Origin of the sequence: Enteractinococcus helveticum, from assembly GCF_020742345.1 — a bacterium.
Classification (GTDB): domain Bacteria; phylum Actinomycetota; class Actinomycetes; order Actinomycetales; family Micrococcaceae; genus Yaniella; species Yaniella helvetica_A.
Genome location: NZ_DYXC01000072.1, coordinates 32,008 through 46,557, shown reverse-complemented (window position 1 = coordinate 46,557; position 14,550 = coordinate 32,008). Strand labels below are relative to the sequence as shown.

The following is a 14,550-nucleotide window of genomic DNA, read 5'->3' as shown; positions in this document are numbered from 1 at the left end:
CACCCATGTTTTAGGAGGACTACCCGTGGAAATTCGTATTGGCATCCAGAACGTTGCCCGCGAGATCACATTCGAAACCGAGATGTCGAAAGAAGATGTCACGGAAAAAGTGCGCGCCGCAGTCAACGATAACGCCAACCTCGAACTAACCGACAACAAAGGTGGCACCATTATTGTCCCAGCCGGCGTCCTTGGTTACGTTGAAATAGGTGACGCTACTGCACGTCGCGTCGGTTTTATCGCCGGTTAGAATTCACCGACCCTTCCACCAGGTAGACTTGGATACTGGTCCATATGTTTGGATCTGATGAACTTCACTCCGGATGACCGGTCGTACGTGTACGCGTATCTGTTACTTTTGACTAATCCACGATCGGCTCCGCAAGCACCACTAGGTGTTGAAACCGAGCTTTAAGGAACTTATTCGATCGTGACAAATACCAATCAAGAATCCTTTGCAGATTTCGACTTACGACCCGAAATCGTTGCAGCACTGGCCGATCAAGGAATTGAACATCCATTTCCCATCCAGTCCATGACGCTACCTATTGCGTTGGATAATCATGACATTATCGGTCAGGCGAAAACCGGCACGGGCAAGACCCTCGGTTTTGGCCTACCGGTACTCAATAAGGTCCTGGGCCCCAAAGATGACGGGTACCAGGATCTCGCCATTCCTGGGGCGCCGCAGGCTCTCATCGTGGCCCCCACCCGTGAGCTCGCAGTCCAGGTCTCCAAAGATTTAGAAGGTGCAGCCAAACACATTTCCGCGCGCATTGGCTCAATCTATGGTGGTCGAGCCTACGAACCACAGATAGGCGACCTGAAAAAAGGCGTCGACGTCATCGTGGGCACACCTGGGCGGCTGATTGACCTGATGAAACAAAACCACCTGGATTTATCACAAATCCGTACCGTGGTACTTGATGAAGCCGATGAAATGTTAGACCTGGGCTTCCTCCCGGATGTGGAAACCCTGTTAGAAGCCGTACCCGAACAGCGCCAGACGATGCTGTTTTCGGCCACCATGCCAGGCGCCGTCATTACCATGGCGCGGCGCTACATGGTCCAACCCACCCATATCTCAGCATCCGACCCCGAAGATGACTCGCTGGTCAAGCGCGATATCCGCCAGCTGGTATACCGTGCGCACCACATGGACAAAGATGAGCTCATCGCTCGTTGCTTACAGGCACGCGGGCGCGGTCTAACCATTATCTTCACCCGTACCAAACGCACCGCTGCACGGCTGGCTGAAGAACTGGAACGCCGTGGCTTCGCCGCCGGGGCACTCCACGGTGACCTCGGCCAAGGCGCCCGGGAACAAGCTCTACGGGCCTTCCGTAACGGGAAGATCGATGTGCTGGTGGCCACCGATGTTGCCGCCCGTGGTATCGACGTAGACGACGTCACCCACGTATTCAACTTCCAAGCCCCCGAAGACGAAAACACCTACCTGCACCGTGTCGGCCGCACCGGGCGGGCCGGACACAAGGGTATCGCTGTCACTTTGGTGGATTGGGAAGACGTCGCCCGCTGGAGGCTCATCGCCCAAGCCCTAGAGATCGAGCAGGTCGAACCAATTGAAACCTACTCGGCTTCCCCACACCTATATGAAGACCTTGATATCCCGGAGGGCACCAAGGGACGGCTGCCAAAATCACAGCGTACCCGTGCCGGTTTAGACGCCGAGCAACAAGAAGAACTGGGTGGTCCGGATCAGAAACGCCGCGGCAATCGGCGCGGTCGCGGTCGGGAAAGTCATTCTCGCAACCGGGGACGTCAACGTCGGCGCACCCGAGCCAACCGATCCGAGAAATCTCAAGAATCGACTTCACAATCAACCCAGAAGCCACGTCGTCAGCGCACTCGCATACGCCGGAAGAACGGCCAGGTAGTCGACCGCGGCTCAAAAGGTGACGCATAACATCAATGAGCGCAATTTTTTCGGGTGACAATAAGATCATCCTGGCCGACAACATGGAATTCTTGACCTCGGTCCCGGATAAATCGGTGACCATGATCTATGTTGATCCACCATTTAATACCGGGCGTACACAGTCCCGCACCCAAATGAAGACGGTCCGGGTAGCAAATGGCAAAGGCGACCGGGTCGGTTTTGGTGGCCACTCATATGAGACGCTACGGGGTGCACTAGCGTCTTATGATGACGCCTTTACCAACTACTGGGACTTTCTTGAACCACGTTTGGAACAAGCCTGGCGGATCCTTGCCGACGACGGCACCTTGTACTTGCACTTGGATTACCGTGAAGTACACTACGCAAAAGTCATGCTCGATATGATTTTCGGGCGCGATCATTTTCTCAATGAGATCATCTGGGCATACGACTACGGCGGCAAATCCCGGAGTCGTTGGCCAGCGAAACACGACACCATCCTGGTCTATGTCAAAGACCCAACCAAATACTGGTTCGACTCCGAAGAAGTTGACCGCGAACCCTATATGGCACCGGGACTGGTCACACCGGAAAAACGGGAACGCGGAAAAATGCCCACCGATGTCTGGTGGCATACGATCGTCTCCCCCACCGGGAAAGAAAAAACCGGCTATCCAACGCAAAAACCTGTTGGGCTGGTGCGCCGGATGGTTGCTGCTTCGTCACGACGTGGCGACTGGGTGCTCGATTTCTTTGCCGGCTCCGGAACATTGGGCGCAGCCGCCCAGCAATTAGGACGACGCTATGTGCTTGTGGATCAGAATCCACAAGCCATTGATGTGATGACCAAACGACTGCCAGCAGCCGCGTTGGTCGGTGTTTAGACCCCGTTCCACAAAACTTTATAGCCCGACGTCGCCTGGGCCTCGATGGCCTCCACGGTTTCCCGGGAGGTCACGTGCTCGCCCAGACGATTGGGCTTGCCGGTGCCATGGTAATCTGAGGAACCGGTTACCAGCAGGTTATGGCGTCGTGCGAATTCCAAGAGCCATTCTTTGCCACTGCCGCTGTTATCTCGATGATATACTTCTACCCCGGCCAGGCCGGCGTCGAGCATTTCATCAAATAAGCGTTTGCTGACGGTTCTACCGCGTACTTTAGCCATCGGATGCGCAAATATCGGTACCCCACCGGCTTTGCGAATCAATTCAACGCCTAATACCGGATCCGGGGCATAATGGGGCACATAGTATTTGGACCCGCCCCGCAGGATCGTATCAAATGCAGCAGATCGGTTCGGCACCGCACCGATCTGCACCAATGCGTCAGCAAGATGCGGACGCCCAATGGTAGATTCCACGGTCGTTTGTGCTTTGACTAACTCCCATGTGATCGGAAAGTCCGCCGATAGCAGCATGGCCATTCGTTTGGCTCGCTTATAGCGCGCATTGCGCGACTTGGCGATCTCCGCCAACAACTCTAAATTGGTCGGATCGTGCAGATATGACAGTACATGCACAGCGATGCCCTCCCGAGAAACCGTGGATAATTCCATACCTCGGATCAGGGCAATCTGATGTTCTTGGGCGGCTTCTTCGGCAGGCTCCCACCCAGCGGTCGTATCGTGATCGGTTATGGCAACCCCTTCAAGCCCAGCATCTGCCGCTGCGCGGACAACATCCGCTGGCGAAGTCGTACCATCCGAAAGATTCGAATGAGTGTGCATGTCGAAGGCCATAAATCGTCATTGTACTAGTCCACATCTGAATCTGGCAGCTTCACGCCACTCACAAACATTTGTGAAGCAACTGGGGGTGCACAAGCTCGTCGCGAATTTCGCTGTGGCACACCGAATGTCTTGGCAATCATGGGAAGATGGAAGTATGACTCAACCATCTGATGCCGTACAGTCCGCTGCCCAAGATCAGCCCATTGAAGATCGTGTCGAAAACCGGTCTCATCGTCCATCATCAGACGCCTTCAAAGCGTTCATGGCTTCTCAATGGCAACAGACCGAAGACATCGATTTTCAACCGGATACTGCCGCCTCATATGCTGCACAGCGTCGCGTCACGTTGTCAAAGCGGTTTCCGACGGATCGCCTGGTCATTCCTGCCGGCGCACCCAAGGTTCGTTCCAATGACACCGACTACCGCTTCCGCCCCCATTCCGCCTTTGCCCATCTGACCGGTTTGGGCGTTGATCATGAGCCAGAAGCTGTATTGGTCATGCAGCCTGTTGCTGAAGGCACCGGCGATCACGGCAGTAATCACCTAGCCACGCTGTTCTTCCGGCCGCTGGCGGGACGGGATTCTGAAGAATTCTATGCAAACACCAAGACCGGTGAATTCTGGGTTGGCCCGCAACCGACGCTGAAAGAATTGCACCAACGTACAAATATTCCGACTCAGGATCTGTCCGAGTTGGAATACGCAGTCACGGTTGACGCCGGAGTCGTGGAGCTTGGCGGGACGCGAATCCGGTTGGTTCGCGAAACTGATCAGAATCTTGATGCATTGGTCGATACATCTCGCATTAATACCGGTGTGGATCTTGAACATTCCGATGCCATGGACGGCGAGCTGGCAGAGTTCCTATCCGAAATGCGGTTGATCAAAGACGAATTTGAGATCGCCGAATTGCGGGGTTCTGTAGAGTCCACCATCCGTGGGTTCGAAGACATTGTCCGAGCCATCCCGCAAGCTATCCAGCACGCTCGCGGTGAGCGCGTCATTGAGACAACATTTTTTGCTCGCGCCCGGTTGGAAGGCAATGATCTGGGCTACGACACGATTGCTGCGGCTGGCAATAATGCCACGGTGTTGCACTGGATCCGTAACACCGGCGAAGTCAATGAGGGTGACCTGTTGTTAGTTGACGCCGGTGTCGAGGCTGATTCGCTCTATACCGCTGATATCACCCGGACCCTTCCAGTCAACGGCAAATTCTCCCCAATTCAGGCTAAGATCTATAACGCGGTGCTGGCTGCCGCCGATGCTGCACTATATATCGCCAAGCCTGGAGTATTATTCCGCGATATCCACAACACCGCCATGGAAGTATTAGCCCAGCACCTTCATGACTGGGGTCTGCTGCCGGTACCCGTAGAACAGGCCCTCTCGAGCGACGGGCAGCATCATCGTCGGTGGATGCCACACGGCACCTCACACCATCTCGGTCTGGATGTTCACGACTGTGCTCAGGCACGTCGAGAAATGTATCTGGATGCTCCCCTGCGAGAAGGCATGGTCTTTACAATCGAACCGGGACTGTACTTCAAGAATGAAGACCTGGCGATTCCAGAAGAATACCGGGGCATCGGGGTTCGCATTGAAGACGATATTCTAGTTACCGCCAACGGTGCTGAATCGCTATCTGCCCACCTGCCGCGCACTGTTGAAGACATCGAATCATGGATGGCAGATCTGTGGCGCAGCTAGCGGGTCTGTGAGTCGTCTGAGTCTTGATCGGTGTCCGGCGTCGGATCGACCCGGACACCGTACTGCGGGCGGCCATCGGGTAGATCTGGGATGCCACGGTTGTTCTGATCGTTCGCCTCAGCTCCAGGCTGCTCGGTCTGCTCGGGCGTTGGCGCAGGTGCCGATTGTGAAGGGGTTGCTGTGGGTTGTGGGCCAAGCACAGAACTGACCTGCCCGGCAACAGAATTATCAACTACCAGATCGTAGCTGACCGCCGTCATCGAAGGAATCATGGCATATTTCAATTGACGTCGACGCATCATCTCACCGATCACGCCGAACAGCACCCATATCACCGCGCCCATGACCACAGTTGACCCAATCGTCATGGCCAAATCCTGTCCGCCAGACATCATGGAGATCAGCAGGCCAATAAAGACGCCAAAAAATGCGCCTTGCAGCGCAGCTCGTCCAGCGACGGCGGCATAACTTGGCCGGTGACGCAACCGATAGACCGAACGCAGATCACGTCCTACGATAGAAAGAAATCTCGGGTCCACCCCGGCTTCAACGACTCGATCCACTGCAGACAGCGCAGCTTCATACGAACGGTAGTTGCCAATCAGTTGTCCCTGTGGCAGTGGTGATCCAATGGGTGCTCCGGAGCCAAACATAGTCATAGTGTCCATTTTCTACCCTGTCAGCCAGACTTTCCACCATCCCGCCCACATTGCGCTGTGAGCAAGGAGAATAACCAGCCCATGTCCAGCACTACTGAGCTCTATCCACGTGGCATTCTCGGGCCAGATACCACCCCGACTACAGACCGTGAGCTGCAGGCCTGGCATGCCCTGTCTGATGTCATTGACCCAGAGATCCGCAAACCTATCACGACACTGGGAATGGTATCTGCCGTGGAATTTTCTGGTGACAACGTCACGGTGAGCATCCGGCTTACGATCGATGGATGCCCCATGCAAGACACGATTCATGCCGATGTGGCAGCTGCTGTACAACCGCTGGTCGATGGCAAGGTGTCGGTTCGTTTGACGACGATGTCGCCAGAACAACGGGTGGCACTGCAACAGCATTTAACTGCTTCGCGGCCGCGCAACCCATTTGGGGAAGGCACGCTAACCCAGATTTATGCGGTGGCATCGGGCAAGGGTGGGGTTGGTAAATCCACGATCACCGCAAATTTGGCTGTGGGGCTGGCCGAGCGCGGACTTGCGGTGGGACTCATTGACGCTGATATTCACGGGTTTTCAATTCCTGGCTTACTTGGTGTCACAGCCAAACCCACTAAGGTTGAAGATTTGATTATGCCGCCGGTTGCTTATGGCGTCAAGGTCATGTCGATTGGGATGTTCTTGGAGTCTGATCAGCCGGTAGCCTGGCGCGGGCCGATGCTGCATCGTGCATTGGAGCAGTTCGTCACCGACGTCTACTGGGGCGATTTAGATGTGCTGCTCATTGATCTACCGCCCGGTACCGGCGATATTGCTATTTCCACATCGCAGTTGCTGCCGAATGCACAATTGTTAGTCATTACCACTCCAGAGCACACCGCCGCACAGGTCGCTGCTCGGGCCGGGCAGTTATCGACTCAAACGAATCAGCCGGTCACCGGGGTCATTGAGAATATGGGGCCCATGCTTCTCCCCGATGGCACCGTCGTTGAAGTCTTCGGTTCAGGTGGCGGAGAAGCGGTCAGTACCCGACTGAGCCAAGTATTGGACCAAGAGGTTCCCCTGCTGGGCTCCATTCCGCTGGACCCTGTTTTACGAGCCGATAGTGAGGCGGGTACCCCGTCGGTGGTGACGTCCGCGGATGCGCCAGCTGGTCAAGCACTAAATATGATCGTGGATCAATTAGCTGGTACACCGCGAGGGTTGTCCGGACGCAAGCTGCCGGTGACCCCTAAGTAGCTTCTGAGTCAAACGGTGTGGTAGCCGACTCAGGTTCCGCGGTCTCTGGTCTGCCTTCGATCCCTGCAGTCCGCTGGTGGTCGGTAGCAGTCGGTTCAGCCTGGCTAGCTGCTTGTTGCGTTATTTCTCCAGCATCAGGCATGGTTTGCTGACTAGCAGCCGGTTTACTCGGGTCGGGAAACTGTGATTGTTGCTCGAGCTGATCGATCGGTACAGCAGCCGCAAGAATTTCTGCTTGCGTGAGCGCCGGACGCGGGGTGGGTTTATCAAGCACTGTATCTGCGGCATCCTGCACCGTGCTCTTGGCATCGAGCATGGACGCTTCCAGATCTTCGATCGGTTCAGACAGGGCTTCGCGGATAACTCGACGCGGGTCGTATTGGCGCGGGTCGTATTTCTTCCAGTCGACCTCGTCAAAATCAGTGCCAGTTTCTTCCTTGAACTGCTCTTTGGCACCTTCAGCGAGCACGCGAATTTTGTGCACCCATTCACGCAGCTTCCGAAGGTACTCTGGGATCTTTTCGGGACCCAACAGTAGTAAGGCGAGCACGATGAGAATGATCAGCTCGCCACCATTAATACCAAAGATGTTCATACTGGCTACAGCTTACCTGAAACGGGGCTGGGCGGCGGTTGCTGGAAGCCGTCTAACGGCCCAATAACCGCTCTACTCCGCGCTCGAAGCGCTGGCTGACACCTTCTTCAACGTGATCAGTGCTGGAGCTAAGACGAGATTTCTCTTCTAGATATAAGGTCGACATGATTCCGCCGGCATAATCTGCCTCAGAGGTCGAATCGACCCGATATTGGGACTTATTGGTCGACATGTACGCTGTCCACGAACCATCCGGATATGTGTAGACCCAGACGTTTTCTGCAACCGGAAGCGAAACCTTGTCGGCTGCTGATTTTGTAAAGTCCAAGCGGCTACAGGCTGTCACGGAGCCATCTTCGTTTTCGACACGGCATTCGCGCACAACGGTTTGATCTTCGCTATCGACAGTCGTGCCGTTGAAGATCGAGACTACATAGACTTGTCCGTCTTCTTCATCGAAGACAGCTGATTCAAAGGTCATGCCAAGAGCGCGGAATTGTGGGATCGTCCAACCCGCTGCACGGAGATCACTCACTGAGGTCAGCCGTACCGGCGTCCCGTCGATACCCAGTGGCGCACTGCTATACGACAGTTGGGCACGTGACGTGCCGAAATCTGTGGGCACTTTAGTCGAATCGTCACTGGGGGTGGGCCGAATCAGGTCTTGTGGGTCTGCCTGAACGATTTCGATTTCTTCGGGAATCAGGGCAGGTGAGGTGGAATCAGCCGATTCATACGCCCGTTCATCTCCACCAAGCATCCACAGGCTAACAAAGACGCCTACGATGACCAATCCGACGACACCGGCGCTCGCTAAAAATTTCCAGCCTGCTACACCGCTAGACTCCATGACAGCCGCAGGCTGCTGCACGATGGGTATGGAGGTATCATCCTGGGATAAGCGTTCTAACTGTTGCGTAACCGACAGCGCAGACCAACGTTGTTCGACTTCCTGAGCGCATTGGTCGCATCCAGCAAGATGTGCTCGGACTCGTTCGTCTGCGGCCGAGGATAATTGTCCTTCCAGGAACGCGTCGAACTTGGAACGGGGGTGAAAAGCGAAGTTCGATGGACTTCTGCTCATCAACGTCCTCGCTTCCATGATTAAGTCGTCGTCTAGCTATAATTCCAAACTCCACTCATTGTGGCAAAAGATTCTGAGAATATTCTGAAACGTCAATGGTTGTTTGGCATGAATACGATTCGGTGTCTGGCTGGCTTTACAATGTAGTGAGCATATGTCGCGCAGACGTCAACGATCAACGGGAGTAGACAAGTTATGAAGGCGCTGAGCCCACAACAGACCGGCAAATACGCTAGCTGGGCTTTTGCCGAGGCACGTCCAATTGAAGATGATGTGTTGTTGATGGCTCGTGATCGTTCAGCAGAACTTGGAATCACACCGGTATCTGAAGGTACCGCATCGACTCTGACGTTCCTAGCCGCGGCTTCCAGACCACAAACCATGGTGGAGTTAGGCACCGGAGCCGGCGTCTCGGGATTGGCTTTAATGCGAGGGGCACCTGCCGGGGCTGTGTTGACTTCATTAGATCCGGACGCTGAGGCGCAACGTGCAGCACGTGAGGCTTTCGTGGCTGATGGTTATCCCAGCTCCACGACCCGGCTGATTGCCGGCCGCGGTCGAACAGTCTTGCCCAAGCTGTCTGCATCCGCCTACGACCTGGTGTTCATCGATGCAGATCCACTGCTGCTGGAATACCATGTCACCGAGGCAGCACGTGTGCTGCGCTCCGGTGGCATGGTAATCATTCATGATGCTTTAGATCATGATCGGGTACCACGTCCAGCAGTACGAGAGGCGTCCACGGTGATGCTTCGCGAGGTTGGCAACACGCTTCGTGACGACACGTCTGTTTGGCGTACATCCACACTGCTGCCTACCGGAACAGGGTTATTATTGGCCACCCGGGTCTAGGGGCGAACAGTTATTAGCTGACGTTGATAACACCAGATAGAGCGTTTTTAAGTTCCTTTGCTTCTTCATCGTTGAGTTCCACTACAAGACGTCCACCACCGTCGGTGGGAATACGCATGACGAGTTTGCGTTGTTCACGGACAACTTCCATTGGGCCGTCGCCGGTACGAGGCTTCATTGCAGCCATTACTGTTCCTTTCTATACGCGTCTATGCCGCGACGCGAACGGTCGACATTTTTCGAGGATTATTCGTTGGAATAGGGTTGAGGATTTTGCGCGACTTGGCGTAGATCAGCGATCTGTTGATCACGTATTTCGATCGCTGTGGAAAGTCGAGCTAGTACCTGGTCGACCTGGTCGGTTCGGTATCCTCGCAGTCCAACTGCAAAACGAATGTCTTGAATATCTTGGGCGGTAACATCCTGCGCCTCCGGTAAGAGTACCGGGGGTAATGTTGGCAGTGGCTCAGCCAGGGGTTTGACCACATGCTGTTGTCCACGGGTGACCATGAGTGCTAAAAATCCGATGATTAGGACACCTAACACCAGAATTTCAATCATTAATATCGCATCGCCCATAGGGCTATTATCTCATGAAGTTTCTAACCTTGCTTGTCGGACGCCACAATTCCAGGTGAATGCAGACATAAGCACGCACGGCGGCTTTGGGCACAGGTCAGCTTTGGGGCGGTTTGACTACCAATATCACTTATTTTGTATGGCCAAGCGCGCCATCAAGCACATGCCTGGTTCGTCACAAGCGATCAAGCCCCAAGAATAGTCGACCCGGGGTCTTATGAACCGACATGTTTTTGGTCCCGGCCATTGGGGTTGGTGCAATTATTGGGTTAGTGTCTGTACGTGACTAAAAAACTGGTGCGTTGTTTGAAGGTATCGTCAATAAGCTTGGCGATGGTCGCTCTGACCGTAGCCCTCAGTGGTTGTGATACTACTGAAGAGCCTGTAGTAGACGAGACTGAGGCTCCAGAAGAAGTTGTCAGCATTGGAGTGGCATTGTCCTCTCCCGGGTTGGCCTCCGGCAGTGATCCTGCTGAGACGTCTGGCGCGGAGATCACCCTTGCCCAATCAATCGCAGCTGAATTAGATTCTCCCAGTCCAGAAGGCCAGCTTCGATGGGTGCCGATCACTGCCACCAACGAGGCAATAGCAGCCGTTCAAGCTGGTGATACGGAATTCATGCTCGGTCAATTATCTGATACACAGCTGACTGATGAACTGGCCTGGGTCGGTCCCTATGCAACCGTCAAACCCGCCTTATTGATCCGACAAGCACCGGACGAGACCACTGATGTTCCACCGACCATCGGGTTGTTAGACACGATCACTTCGGCCGAGGAATTGGCGGAAGCACACGTTTGTGTCGTGGAAAATTCGGTCGCTGATTCGGTTGAGCTACCGGTTGATGACGTTACGATCCAACAAACCGTCACCGAGTGCGAAGTCGGGATGCGTTCCGGTCGTTACGAGGCAATTGCCGCTGATGATCTGCAACTTGCTGGTGTGCTGATGGACCCGAATCTAGGATCCAATTACGAATTGCTGTCGTGGTCAGATGTCGCTGACAATGAAGCAGCCAACGTTGCAGAAGAACTGCTGGAATCTTACCAATACTGGATCGGTACGGATCCATCGCGGTGTGATGCCCTTGCTGAGGCTTTGCGTACGGTCCTGCAACAGGGAACCCTTGATGAAGCATTTTCTGATTGGGAAGAAGCCACCGGTTTGCAGCCTGCTGTCTCGACAGCCAGTGACATCACGACCCAGCACTGTTTGCCATAGCCTCGTTAACGATTGATGCCCCACCGAAGTGGGGCATCAATCAGCTAGACACCGATTATTTTGCGTTTGGGTAGTGACGCAGATCTTCACCAACATAAACTTGGCGTGGTCGGCCAATCTTGGTTTCTTGGTCGGCGATCATTTCACGCCACTGAGCGATCCAGCCAGGCAGACGGCCCAATGCAAACAGCGGGGTAAACATGCGTGGCGGGAAGCCCATCGCAGAGTAAATCAATCCAGTGTAGAAGTCGACGTTAGGGTAGAGTTTACGCTCGATGAAGTAATCATCGTTCAGTGCGCGTTCTTCTAGACGCATGGCGATTTCCAGGCGTGGGTCGTTGCTACCAAGTTTGTTCAGGATCTTCTCGGCGGTTGATTTCACGATGCGCGCACGTGGGTCATAGTTCTTGTAGACGCGATGGCCAAAGCCCATCAGACGGATCCCTGATTCTTTGTTCTTGACCTTGTCCATGAATTCTTCTGGGCTGACGCCCTCATCCTGGATCTGGTCGAGCATATTCAGTACCGCTTCGTTGGCGCCACCGTGCAGTGGACCAAATAGTGCATTAATACCCGCTGAGATCGAACCAAAGATGTTGGCGTGCGACGAGCCGACGAGGCGTACCGTGGAGGTCGAACAGTTCTGTTCGTGGTCGGCGTGCAGAATGAGCAGCATATCCAGCGCATCGACCATGTCTTGGTCTAGCTCAAATGGTTCCGTAGGAACCCCGAAAGTCAGGCGCAAAAAGTTCTCGGTCAGATTCAGCGAGTTATCCGGATACAGGAAGGGCTGACCGATGGATTTCTTGTACGCGTATGCTGCTAAGACCGGGACCTTAGACATCAAGCGGATAGTCGAGATGTGGACCTGTTCCTCATCAAACGGATCCAGAGAATCTTCATAGAAGGTCGACAGTGCAGAGACCGCTGAAGACAAGACTGCCATGGGGTGGGCGTTCCGAGGGAATCCGTCAAAGAAGGCTTTAATGTCTTCATGCAACATCGTGTGCGAACGGATGTTCTGGTCCCAGGCCGCAAGTTCATCGTTGGTTGGCAGTTCACCATAAATCAACAAGTAGGCGACTTCTAGGAAGGAAGACTTTTCGGCCAACTCGTCGATTGGGTAGCCACGGTAGCGCAGAATACCGTTTTCACCATCAATGTATGTGATGGCTGAGCGAGCATTGGCGGTGTTCATGAAACCGGGGTCGTAGGTGACGGTGTCGGTATCACGTAACACAGTCGCGATGCTCAATCCGTCGTTTCCTGCGGTTGCTCCAATACGTGCCAGGTCTACGCTGGCATCGCCTACCGTAAGCTTGCCGTCGTGTTTATCTGTCATGGTTTTCCCTCTTGTCCGTGCAAAGTGACACTTGCACTATGGCCACAGCTCAGTGGCGCTATTCGTTATGGCTCTGCCGTACAAATTTACCAATTTTAGGAACGCTTGGAACTTTATGGCCAAACGTTGTAATCATAACCCCGCTTTGAGCCGGGAAACTGCTTGGTCGACGTCCTGATCAGTCGCGGTAATGGAAATGCGGATATACCCGTTTCCTGCCGATGAGTAAAACACTCCGGGGCCCACCAGCATGCCTGCCTTGGCAAAGCGGTCGACCAGCTCCCAGGAATCGTGAGCAGTGGGATTGGTGACCGTTGGGTCGCGCACCCACAGATACAGACCTGCTTGCGAATGCTCGATAACTAATCCTGCGGCTTCGATAGCGGTCACCAGTTTTTCGCGGCGGTTCCTATACCGCGCCTTTTGTTCTGCCACGTGGTCTTCATCCGCCAGGGCAGCGATGGTGGCTTGCTGAATAGGTCCGGGAACCACCATGCCAGTGTGGGAGCGCAAGTTGATCAGTGCTGCAATAAGTTTCGTATCGCCAGCCACGAAAGCCGCCCGGTAGCCAGCCATATTCGACTGTTTCGACAGCGAGTACACCGAGAGCAGCCCGGTGAAATCCTCGCCTGCAACCTGGGAGTGCAATATCGATGGGATTAGTTCGGTGTCCCAGCGGCCCCACCCAAGTTCAGCGTAGCATTCATCTGAGGCGACAACAGCGCCCAGGCCACGTGCATCGTTGACAAGGGCCCGCAGTGCGCTTGCTTCCTGGACAATGCCGGTTGGGTTTGCCGGTGAGTTTACCCAAACCAATTTGATCTTGTCTCGAGTCTCCTCATCAAGTCCGGCTAAGGAGTCAGCGGTGACTGATGTGGCCCCCACGATTTTGGCACCGATGTCATAGGTCGGGTACGCAACCGTTGGATACACAATAACGTCGTCGGGGCCCAGTCCCAGCAGTAGTGGCAGCCAGGCGATAAATTCTTTGGAACCCACGGTGGCGGCTACGTTGTCTCGAGTCAGATTTTTGACGCTACGACGTCGGTGGTACCACTGGGCAATGGCATCGCGGAGTTCATTCGTGCCAGCAGCACCAGGGTATCCGGGCCAGTTGGTGCCAGCGCGCAATGCTTGTTGGATCACATCTGGTGTCGGGTCAACTGGTGCGCCGATGGATAGATCAACGAGGCCGGCGGGGTGGGTTTGCGCGGTGGCCTTATATGGGGCCATCAACTGCCAAGGGTATTCAGGCAGGTCGAGCATTAAACGTCCTGCTCTTGTGGCGGCAGGGCAGCTACGATGGGGTGATCTTTGGGGATCAACCCGAGCTTGGCGGCGCCTCCCGGGGAGCCGAGGTCGTCAAAGAATTCCACATTCGCGTCGTAGTAGTCAGCCCATTCTTCGGGGGTATCGTCTTCATAGTAGATAGCCTCGACCGGACAGACGGGTTCACAGGCACCGCAGTCCACGCACTCATCCGGGTGGATGTATAGCATGCGTTCGCCTTCATAGATACAGTCAACCGGGCATTCATCGACACAGGATTTATCCTTTAGGTCAACACACGGTAAGGCGATTACGTAGGTCATCTTCGTGTTGCTCCTTCACAGCGTTTCGTATCGTACAG

The 14,550-nt window shown here is 54.6% G+C and carries 16 protein-coding genes; 7 read left to right on the top strand and 9 right to left on the bottom strand.

Translation table 11 applies throughout. From position 1 onward, the window contains the following. Positions 1-25 precede the first annotated feature (25 nt). The 3 genes from K8V32_RS06120 to K8V32_RS06110 all read left to right on the top strand — a co-directional run bounded on the left by K8V32_RS06120 (position 26) and on the right by K8V32_RS06110 (position 2,784). A complete protein-coding gene (locus tag K8V32_RS06120; RefSeq protein ID WP_303904451.1) occupies positions 26-250 on the top strand; it encodes a DUF3107 domain-containing protein in 225 nt (74 codons plus the stop codon). 180 nt (positions 251-430) lie between these two features. Further along, complete coding sequence (locus K8V32_RS06115; RefSeq protein WP_303904449.1) at positions 431-1,927, top strand: DEAD/DEAH box helicase; 1,497 nt, start codon at positions 431-433, stop codon at positions 1,925-1,927. A 5-nt stretch (positions 1,928-1,932) separates the two neighbouring features. Beyond that, entirely contained in the window at positions 1,933-2,784 is an 852-nt protein-coding gene (locus K8V32_RS06110; RefSeq protein WP_303904447.1) for a DNA-methyltransferase, read from the top strand. Here the strand turns inward: K8V32_RS06110 and K8V32_RS06105 are convergent. Next, positions 2,781-3,638: a PHP domain-containing protein gene (locus tag K8V32_RS06105; RefSeq protein ID WP_303904445.1), complete on the bottom strand. Its 858-nt coding sequence runs from the start codon at positions 3,636-3,638 to the stop codon at positions 2,781-2,783. The two genes, K8V32_RS06110 and K8V32_RS06105, sit on opposite strands and share 4 nt — an antisense overlap. Before the next feature lie 145 nt (positions 3,639-3,783). Here K8V32_RS06105 and K8V32_RS06100 point away from each other — a divergent pair, with 145 nt between their 5' ends. Continuing rightward, entirely contained in the window at positions 3,784-5,340 is a 1,557-nt protein-coding gene (locus K8V32_RS06100) for an aminopeptidase P family protein (protein WP_303904443.1), read from the top strand. On the opposite strand, the gene K8V32_RS06095 is transcribed toward K8V32_RS06100, so the two are convergent. After that, positions 5,337-5,999: a YflT domain-containing protein gene (locus K8V32_RS06095; RefSeq protein ID WP_303904441.1), complete on the bottom strand. Its 663-nt coding sequence runs from the start codon at positions 5,997-5,999 to the stop codon at positions 5,337-5,339. The two genes, K8V32_RS06100 and K8V32_RS06095, sit on opposite strands and share 4 nt — an antisense overlap. Positions 6,000-6,080: 81 nt before the next feature. Here K8V32_RS06095 and K8V32_RS06090 point away from each other — a divergent pair, with 81 nt between their 5' ends. Continuing rightward, entirely contained in the window at positions 6,081-7,247 is a 1,167-nt protein-coding gene (locus K8V32_RS06090) for an Mrp/NBP35 family ATP-binding protein (protein ID WP_303904439.1), read from the top strand. Here the strand turns inward: K8V32_RS06090 and K8V32_RS06085 are convergent. Both K8V32_RS06085 and K8V32_RS06080 read right to left on the bottom strand, forming a co-directional pair. Continuing rightward, positions 7,240-7,842: a twin-arginine translocase TatA/TatE family subunit gene (locus tag K8V32_RS06085; RefSeq protein WP_303904437.1), complete on the bottom strand. Its 603-nt coding sequence runs from the start codon at positions 7,840-7,842 to the stop codon at positions 7,240-7,242. The two genes, K8V32_RS06090 and K8V32_RS06085, sit on opposite strands and share 8 nt — an antisense overlap. A gap of 52 nt (positions 7,843-7,894) precedes the next feature. Further along, positions 7,895-8,926 carry an anti-sigma factor family protein gene (locus K8V32_RS06080; RefSeq protein WP_303904436.1) on the bottom strand — a complete coding sequence of 344 codons (1,032 nt, stop codon included), beginning with the start codon at positions 8,924-8,926 and terminating at the stop codon, positions 7,895-7,897. 195 nt (positions 8,927-9,121) lie between these two features. On the opposite strand from K8V32_RS06080, the gene K8V32_RS06075 reads away from it, so the two are divergent. Then, the gene (locus K8V32_RS06075) at positions 9,122-9,778 is read left to right on the top strand and encodes an O-methyltransferase (protein WP_303904434.1); all 657 of its coding nucleotides are present in this window, start codon (positions 9,122-9,124) and stop codon (positions 9,776-9,778) included. Between the two features lie 13 nt (positions 9,779-9,791). On the opposite strand, the gene K8V32_RS06070 is transcribed toward K8V32_RS06075, so the two are convergent. Both K8V32_RS06070 and K8V32_RS06065 read right to left on the bottom strand, forming a co-directional pair. Further along, the gene (locus K8V32_RS06070) at positions 9,792-9,965 is read right to left on the bottom strand and encodes a DUF3117 domain-containing protein (RefSeq protein ID WP_303904433.1); all 174 of its coding nucleotides are present in this window, start codon (positions 9,963-9,965) and stop codon (positions 9,792-9,794) included. A 59-nt stretch (positions 9,966-10,024) separates the two neighbouring features. Then, the gene (locus K8V32_RS06065) at positions 10,025-10,357 is read right to left on the bottom strand and encodes a DivIVA domain-containing protein (protein ID WP_303904431.1); all 333 of its coding nucleotides are present in this window, start codon (positions 10,355-10,357) and stop codon (positions 10,025-10,027) included. Positions 10,358-10,684: 327 nt separating this feature from the next. Here K8V32_RS06065 and K8V32_RS06060 point away from each other — a divergent pair, with 327 nt between their 5' ends. After that, entirely contained in the window at positions 10,685-11,578 is an 894-nt protein-coding gene (locus K8V32_RS06060; protein WP_524536701.1) for a substrate-binding periplasmic protein, read from the top strand. Positions 11,579-11,633: 55 nt separating this feature from the next. On the opposite strand, the gene K8V32_RS06055 is transcribed toward K8V32_RS06060, so the two are convergent. The 3 genes from K8V32_RS06055 to fdxA all read right to left on the bottom strand — a co-directional run bounded on the left by K8V32_RS06055 (position 11,634) and on the right by fdxA (position 14,512). Further along, on the bottom strand, positions 11,634-12,920 hold the full coding sequence (locus tag K8V32_RS06055; RefSeq protein ID WP_303904430.1) for a citrate synthase: 1,287 nt from the start codon (positions 12,918-12,920) through the stop codon (positions 11,634-11,636). A gap of 132 nt (positions 12,921-13,052) precedes the next feature. Continuing rightward, complete coding sequence (dapC, locus tag K8V32_RS06050) at positions 13,053-14,186, bottom strand: succinyldiaminopimelate transaminase (RefSeq protein WP_303904428.1); 1,134 nt, start codon at positions 14,184-14,186, stop codon at positions 13,053-13,055. After that, on the bottom strand, positions 14,186-14,512 hold the full coding sequence (gene fdxA, locus K8V32_RS06045) for a ferredoxin (protein ID WP_303904426.1): 327 nt from the start codon (positions 14,510-14,512) through the stop codon (positions 14,186-14,188). The genes dapC and fdxA overlap by 1 nt, the downstream gene beginning before the upstream one ends. Between the last annotated feature and the right edge of the window lie 38 nt (positions 14,513-14,550).